The organism is Rhodovulum sp. YNF3179, assembly GCF_050586465.1.
Classification (GTDB): domain Bacteria; phylum Pseudomonadota; class Alphaproteobacteria; order Rhodobacterales; family Rhodobacteraceae; genus CAJXYS01.
Genome location: NZ_JBOCEG010000008.1, coordinates 154,555 through 161,719 on the forward strand (window position 1 = coordinate 154,555; position 7,165 = coordinate 161,719).

Here is a 7,165-nt window from a genome sequence, read left to right on the forward strand (position 1 = left end):
TATGCGAAGCGATCTGTGGGATATCCGAATTGTTGCTGGAGAAGGAAAATACCGTATATTGCGCCGGCTTGCCAACCGGCGACACGTCTTGGCGACAAAATTGGCTATCACTGCATTCAGATACTGGTTCGGTCGCGGTGAAACTCCAAAATATGGGCGGATTGCTTTCGTTAAGGGGCCAAATCAGCTTCGCCATCACCAATACACGGAGACCCTTCGGAATTTGCGCCTCGGCGATCTCGAAACCTTCTCCGACAAATCGCACACCGCAGCCATCAATCTTTTCCCGAGGATCACTACCGGGCAGTTCTGCGTTCTAGTGATGCTCGCGCTGTGCATCTTTTTCCGCGGACGGCGCCGCGATGTGCTCGCTTACCTTCTTGTCTTCTATCGCGCGATCCAGAAAATAACGAAGACGGAACTTTCCGATCTTGAGGTTTTTGTCTGCTACAATGACCAGATTTTCGATGTTGCCGCTATCGTGCAGGCGCTGAATCGCCAGGGCAGATGTCGCACCATTGTCGTGCAACATGGTCTTGTTCTGTCACCAGATTTCTATTTTCCTGTTAATGCCCAAGAGTTTTGGTCCTGGGGCGAGCTCTCCAGGGTCCACTTCAGAGGGAGGATGCCCAATTGCCAATTCTTGGTCACGGGGCGTTATGCCGAAGATCGATCAATCAAGGCTCTTGCTCCAGAAATTCCAGAATTGGGAGAAAGATTGGTGGTGTTGGTTGCTGTTTCTTTTAATCACGGTGAAATTCAAGAAGCAGTTTCTGAGCTTGTCCAGATCCACGATGAACTATCCGAAGAGCAGCGCGCCAATGTACATTTTTGGATAAAATTTCATCCAGCGACTAGGTGGCGTTGGAAAATAAGAGCAATACTTGCCTTGCAGGTACCTTGGTTAGAGGTGGTAGATGGCGATATGGAAAAGCTGGCAGAGCAGTCGGATGTCTTGGTGACCGTGAATTCAAGCTCTTTAGTTGACTTTCTTCTTCGAGGGAAACCAGTGTTTCGTATTTTCGATCGAGCGCCCACTAGTTTTCCAGCTTCGAAGTGCGCATTCAGGCTGAGTGATTTTAAAACCATTATCGCTCAAGAACGGACGTGCCTTGAACGCGAAAACGTTGCGCGTCTGGAATTTCTTAAATCAGCTTTGAATGTGTAGAACCAATAACTGTTTTCGAAAATTACAAGTGACTACTAACCCAAAGAAGAATTTTTTGAAAGTTTCTTCGATATGCTTATCTGGGTCACTAGAATTTGAGGCTGCCAAAACTGAGCCTAATATGAGTTTAGTGGTTATCAATGATTGTCTGTCCAAAAATCTTCATGTGGGTTTTGGTCCAGGCATGCAAGGCAGTATGCCATTGATCTTCAGCGTGCGCTTAAGTCAGCTGCCAAATAACTGGTCTGGGCTGGCAGAAATCTAAAATGCGGCGCACTGCTTAACAATAGGTCCGTTCTTCCGTTGTCTTTAGCCTCCTTGTGGACATAGAGCAGCGTTGACCCTCGGAAGAGAAAAATAATTCTCAAACGCTTAGTATCACCTCTCGAGATCGTTTGAATCTTGACCATTTGGAGTGTTCTGTTGAATATTTTTAGTACCTATGCGGTGGGCCTAATAGTGGCTTTTCGCACAAGTTTGAAGGACTATCCAAAATGAAAAGAGATAATGATGTTTTCTGATAAAACTCTTCTGATCACTGGAGGAACTGGCTCGTTCGGAAACGCTGTGTTGCGGCGCTTTTTACACTCCGGTTTGCGCGAAATCAGGATCCTGAGTCGTGATGAAAAAAAACAAGACGATATGCGAAAGGTGGCTGCCGCTGCAAACGTAAAATTCTATATAGGCGATGTGCGCGATTACCAGTCGGTTTTGAATGCCATGCGCGGTGCTGACTTCGTCTTTCACGCTGCCGCACTTAAGCAGGTTCCCTCATGTGAGTTTCATCCTATGGAGGCGGTCAAGACAAACGTACTCGGCACGGAGAATACCTTGGAGGCCGCGATCAACTGTGGCGTCGAACGCGTGATCTGTTTGAGTACCGACAAGGCGGTCTATCCCATAAACGCGATGGGCATCAGTAAGGCGATGATGGAAAAAGTTGTTGTCGCAAAGTCGCGCGCCAGCAATGACACAATCATTTGCGCCACTCGCTACGGAAACGTCATGGCCTCACGTGGGTCGGTGATCCCGCTCTTCACCAAACAGATCCGTACGGGTCAGACGATCACCATAACCGACCCATTGATGACCCGTTTCATGATGACATTGGATGAGGCGGTAGATCTGGTGCTTTATGCTTTTGAGCATGGCAAGCCGGGCGAGATCTTCGTTCAGAAGGCTCCCGCGGCCACGATTGAGACACTGGCATTGGCGCTCACTGATCTGCTTGGGGTGCCTGATCATCCAATCAAAACGATCGGGACAAGGCACGGCGAGAAGCTTTTTGAGGTGCTTCTTAGCCGCGAGGAGATGGCCGCTGCCGAGGATCTTGGCGCCTACTTCCGGGTGCCGCCTGACTTGCGTGACTTGAATTATGGCAAGTTCGTAGACACCGGAGAGGTCCGGATTTCGCAGGCTGAGGATTACAATTCGCACAATACGACCCGCCTCGACGTGGAAGGCATGCAAGATCTTCTGATGAAACTTCGGTTCATTCAAACGGTTGTCCGCGGCGAACAGGCAGATCCCGAGGGGTAAGACGATGTCGCACTCGGCAACACGGATCCTGGTGACCGGATCTCAAGGTTTTATCGGACGCAACCTTTTGGTGCGCCTCGGGGAGATGCCGAACATCACCGTGTCGCGCTTTGACCGCGGCGATGATCCGGCGACTCTCTCCGAGCTAATTGCCAAAGTGGACGCGATTGTTCATCTTGCTGGTGAAAATCGGCCGGAAGACCAACGCGCTTTTGCCGATGTGAATGTCGGCCTGACGGCCAAACTCTGCGATGCTATACGAGGCGAGAATGAACGCCGCGGGCGCCAGGTTGCGCTCATTCTCGCCTCGTCGGCTCAAGCCGAGCTCGAAACCCCCTATGGCCTCAGCAAGCTGGCAGCCGAAGATGCTGTGCGTGAGCTCGCGCAGGACACCGGCAACCCGGTCGTGGTGTTTCGCTTTCCCGGGGTATTTGGCAAATGGTGCCGTCCGAACTATAACTCCGTTGTCGCAACCTTCTGCCACAATATCGCAAATGGATTGCCGATCCGGATCGACGATCCGTCCAAGAACCTTAAGCTCGTTTATGTTGACGACGTTCTGGATGCTGTCCTTTCAGAGATCCTGACATGCCGCGACTCCGGCTTCCGTTTCGCCGCGGTTGCACCCGAATACAAGACGACTCTCGGCGATATTGCGGCACAAATCGAAGCTTTTGAACGCGGTCGCAAGTCGCTCCGCATCGAGAGGGTCGGCGCCGGGCTGCCCCGAGCGCTCTATGCAACTTTCCTGAGCTACCTCCCAAAGTCCCGATTTGCGTATGATGTGCCGCGACACGGCGATGACAGGGGTGTTTTCGTAGAGATGCTTAAAACTCCGGACAGCGGCCAATTCAGTTTTCTGACTGCGGATCCGGGAATAACGAGAGGCGGACACTATCACCACACCAAGTGCGAGAAGTTTCTGGTCATCAAGGGTGAAGCCCTTTTCCGGTTCCGTCATCTCGTGACCGACGAGATTATCGAGATCAGATCGAGGGGCTCCATGCCAAAGGTGGTTGAGACGATTCCAGGCTGGGTGCACGATGTCACGAATACCGGTTCCGAGGAGCTCATCGTGATGCTCTGGGCGAACGAAATATTTGACCGCGACCGGCCGGATACGATCCCAAGCAAGGTTTGAGCATGCAGAAAATCAAGGTAATGTCTGTCGTAGGCACCCGTCCCGAAATAATCCGCTTGTCCCGCGTTCTGGCGTTGCTCGACAGAACATGTGAGCACGTGCTCGTTCACACAGGCCAAAACTATGACTATGAATTGAACCAGATTTTTTTCGAAGACCTCGGTGTCCGCAAACCGGACTATTTCCTTGCCAGTGCGGTCGGGAGTAGTGGTCCCTCCAACACGATCGGCAACCTGATATCGGCAGTTGATGAAATTCTCGCCGATGTTCGGCCTGAGGCTCTTCTGGTACTGGGCGATACCAATTCTTGTCTTTCGGCGATCCCAGCCAAGCGTCGCCAGGTCCCAATCTTCCATATGGAAGCCGGGAACCGTTGCTTTGACATGCGGGTTCCCGAGGAAATCAACCGTCGTATCGTTGATCACACAGCAGATATCAATCTGACTTACAGCACCATTGCGCGCGACTATCTGCTACGGGAGGGACTGCCACCCGACATGGTGATCAAGACGGGTAGCCCAATGTTCGAGGTGCTAAGCCATTACCTGCCGCAGATCGAGGCCTCGACGGTTCTTTCGCGGCTTGGGCTCGATCGTTTGAAATATTTCGTCGTTAGTGCCCATCGCGAGGAGAATGTCGACAGCGACAAAAACCTGGGCAAGCTTGCCGATGTGCTGAATGCCGTGGCCGAAGATCATGGCCTGCCCGTCGTGGTCTCGACCCACCCGCGCACGAGGAAGCGGTTCGAAACGGCCGATATCCCATTTCACCCGGGTGTGCGCCTGCAAAAACCGTTGGGCTTCCACGATTACGTACATCTTGAACTGAACGCCAGGGCGGTGCTCTCCGATAGCGGTACAATCACGGAGGAAAGCTCAATCCTGAACTTCCCGGCTCTCAATCTTCGCGAGACTCATGAACGTCCGGAGGGCATGGAAGAGGGCGCGGTCATGATGGTGGGACTCAGTAGCGACAGAGTCCGCCAGGGTCTTGCCGTCCTGGAAGATCAGCCGCGCGGCGACGCGCGAGGTCTACGCCTTGTGGCCGATTACAGAACAACGAATGTCAGCGAAAAGGTACTGCGGATTATTCTCAGCTACATCGACTATGTTAACCGGGTTGTGTGGAAGAAAAACTGACCTGGTGCGTTCGGAACGCAGTCTTGTTGCTGGCAGGATCCTTCACTTTGGATCTCCGTTGCAGCCCCATCTTCGGCCCTGCGGCAGCGAGGTTGGAGACAAGGGGCACGACCAATCGCCCTGTTGCCGGGACGTGGCCTTGATGACAAGTAGGTGCGCGACGCCTTTCGGTGATGCACATCCGGTGCTAATGGCCTTCCTCTTGTTGGAATTCTGCCGCGCAGACGGGATATTGCCCACCGGGCGCGCATGCGCGTCAGCCGGAGATATTGGCGTCCGCGCGTTTTCGCGCGGGTCATCCGATCTCGGGTCGAGGGCTACAGATCTCCCGAATGGCCCGGACCGGTTGCAGGCAAAGGGTGAGAAGAGCGTTATGCCAGTGAGCCGTGGCGAGCGTGGCGCGCTCCGTTTTTAGGGGTGAGATTTCACCGTCCCGGGGGATTGCAAACGCGCTCACAGCATGTTTTTACATGGATGTTCAAGCTTGAACGGTGAAGAGTTCCTGGACGACGCAGGGCGAAAAAACGACAGGGTAGGCCGGTCGCATGAGGTATGCGGCGGTGCGGTAGCCGTGGAGCCGTCCCATATCTGATCGCAGCGCGCTTCGAAAGGACATGCACTTCCGAGTCATGCGCCTCCTCGAGTCCAACCCGCATTTGAGCCAGCGCGAGATTGCCCGGGAGCTCGGGGCAAGCCTCGGGCGCGTGAATTACTGTCTCCAGGCGCTCGCGGACAAGGGCTACATCAAGATCCGCAATTTCCAGGCGTCCAATCACAAGCTGCGCTACGCCTATGTTCTGACCCCGCGGGGGATCGCGGAGAAAGCCCGGCTGACACGGGGCTTTCTCGAGCGCAAATGGGCCGAATACGAAGCCTTGCAGGCCGAGATTGCCGCGCTCGAGGAAGAGCTTTCGCTTGGTGCGGAAGGCGCGCCGGCGCCGCGAACGAGCGGTGAGGCGTGAGGCGGTCGGGTGCGCTATTGCGGGTTTTTCCTGCCCGCTGCGCCGCTCGCGGAGGTGCGGTTGAGGCATAGCTTCATCGCTGGCTTTGAAAGAAGAGAGGTGGGGTCGAGCCGCCAAGAGACGGCAGGTGATGAACGCGTTCGTGGCAGATCCACCCCTGGCAAACATGGCCCCGCATCATGCTTCGATCCGTACTGACTGTATTTTCTCTCTTCTTGCCCGTCGGGGCCATGAGCGCCGAGTTCCGCATCGATCAGGCCAGCAAAACGCTTTTCATGGACGGCGTGATCGGTGTTGCGGATGCGGGTGAGTTTCGGCGGCTGATCGCCGGAAATGACCTGGCAAGGCTTGGCCTGTCGGGGCCGGGCGGCACTCTGCGCGCAGCACTCGCGATTGGTGAGCAGGTGCAAAGCGCGGGGCTCGCCACCTTTATTCCAGCCGGGCAGGACTGTGCGTCGGGTTGCGCGCTTGTCTTCGTCCACGGGAGAGAGCGAGAGGTAGGAGAAAATGGCCGCCTCGGCTTCCACCTTCCATTCATCGGTTTTTCACCTGATCCGACCACGGACAGCGATGAAAAGGCCCGGGAACTGGAGCGATACTGTCGCCTGTTCTCCCGCGAGGCAGATGGCCCTGGGCGTGAAGCTGACACCGGCCGCAACGCGGCGCAGGCGGAGCTTCCCGCCGAGGGCCCGGCAGGGAGAGGCATGGAGGAGCCGGGGCGCGTGGCGTTCTTTCGCTCATGCATCATTGGCACATACAGGATGTCCATCATTCTTGCCTACAAGCTCACCAGTCTTTTCCGCGAACAGGGCATTGGTGAAGAGGTTCTGACTAAGATGCTGAGCGGCAACTCCTCGAAGATGCGCTGGTACGGCCGAGATCGCGCCGAAGCCCTGAACCTGGCGACGCCCCCCCGATGAAGGCTCTTTCGATGTGTCTGCCGGGTTCGGGATCGTTGCAGCCCGCGCTTTTTCGCGGCCCTACCATTTCGTTACTTGGGGCGCCGTGTTTTGTCATCGCGCTATCGCTTCGTTGCTTGGGCATTCACTGGTGCGCTTATCGCTCCGCTACTTGAGGCGCTGTGTTGCGTTATCGGGCATTTGACAGAATATGCTGAAATAAGGAGGCCTTTTTAGTAGATGCGTATCGCGATGATCGGCACGGGCTATGTGGGGCTCGTCTCGGGGGTGTGTTTCTCGGATTTCGGCCATGACGT

General features: G+C 54.9%; 7 protein-coding genes. All 7 read left to right on the forward strand.

Features of this window, described 5'->3' with window-relative positions; all coding sequences use genetic code 11:
- Nucleotide 1: 1 nt before the first annotated feature.
- Nucleotides 2–1,168 (forward strand): hypothetical protein, encoded by a 1,167-nt coding sequence (locus tag ACQ5SP_RS14870; protein ID WP_430939183.1) that lies wholly within the window; start codon nucleotides 2–4, stop codon nucleotides 1,166–1,168.
- A 507-nt stretch (nucleotides 1,169–1,675) separates the two neighbouring features.
- Complete coding sequence (locus tag ACQ5SP_RS14875) at nucleotides 1,676–2,707, forward strand: polysaccharide biosynthesis protein (protein ID WP_430939184.1); 1,032 nt, start codon at nucleotides 1,676–1,678, stop codon at nucleotides 2,705–2,707.
- A gap of 4 nt (nucleotides 2,708–2,711) precedes the next feature.
- Nucleotides 2,712–3,848: a UDP-2-acetamido-2,6-beta-L-arabino-hexul-4-ose reductase gene (gene wbjC, locus ACQ5SP_RS14880; RefSeq protein ID WP_430939185.1), complete on the forward strand. Its 1,137-nt coding sequence runs from the start codon at nucleotides 2,712–2,714 to the stop codon at nucleotides 3,846–3,848.
- A 2-nt stretch (nucleotides 3,849–3,850) separates the two neighbouring features.
- Nucleotides 3,851–4,987, forward strand: a complete 1,137-nt coding sequence (gene wecB, locus ACQ5SP_RS14885; protein ID WP_430939186.1) for a non-hydrolyzing UDP-N-acetylglucosamine 2-epimerase — start codon at nucleotides 3,851–3,853, stop codon at nucleotides 4,985–4,987.
- 614 nt (nucleotides 4,988–5,601) lie between these two features.
- Nucleotides 5,602–5,949: a MarR family EPS-associated transcriptional regulator gene (locus ACQ5SP_RS14890; protein ID WP_430939187.1), complete on the forward strand. Its 348-nt coding sequence runs from the start codon at nucleotides 5,602–5,604 to the stop codon at nucleotides 5,947–5,949.
- Nucleotides 5,950–6,128: 179 nt separating this feature from the next.
- A complete protein-coding gene (locus ACQ5SP_RS14895) occupies nucleotides 6,129–6,869 on the forward strand; it encodes a hypothetical protein (protein ID WP_430939188.1) in 741 nt (246 codons plus the stop codon).
- A gap of 219 nt (nucleotides 6,870–7,088) precedes the next feature.
- A partial coding sequence (locus tag ACQ5SP_RS14900) for a hypothetical protein (protein ID WP_430939193.1) occupies nucleotides 7,089–7,165 on the forward strand: 77 nt, incomplete at its 3' end.

What these genes read in the sequence shown, in the direction of transcription:
- ACQ5SP_RS14870 (WP_430939183.1), top strand. Translation starts at nt 2, where the DNA reads ATGCGAAGCGATCTGTGGGATATCCGAATTGTTGCTGGAGAAGGAAAA.
- ACQ5SP_RS14875 (WP_430939184.1), top strand. Translation starts at nt 1,676, where the DNA reads ATGATGTTTTCTGATAAAACTCTTCTGATCACTGGAGGAACTGGCTCG.
- wbjC (WP_430939185.1), top strand. Translation starts at nt 2,712, where the DNA reads ATGTCGCACTCGGCAACACGGATCCTGGTGACCGGATCTCAAGGTTTT.
- wecB (WP_430939186.1), top strand. Translation starts at nt 3,851, where the DNA reads ATGCAGAAAATCAAGGTAATGTCTGTCGTAGGCACCCGTCCCGAAATA.
- ACQ5SP_RS14890 (WP_430939187.1), top strand. Translation starts at nt 5,602, where the DNA reads ATGCACTTCCGAGTCATGCGCCTCCTCGAGTCCAACCCGCATTTGAGC.
- ACQ5SP_RS14895 (WP_430939188.1), top strand. Translation starts at nt 6,129, where the DNA reads ATGCTTCGATCCGTACTGACTGTATTTTCTCTCTTCTTGCCCGTCGGG.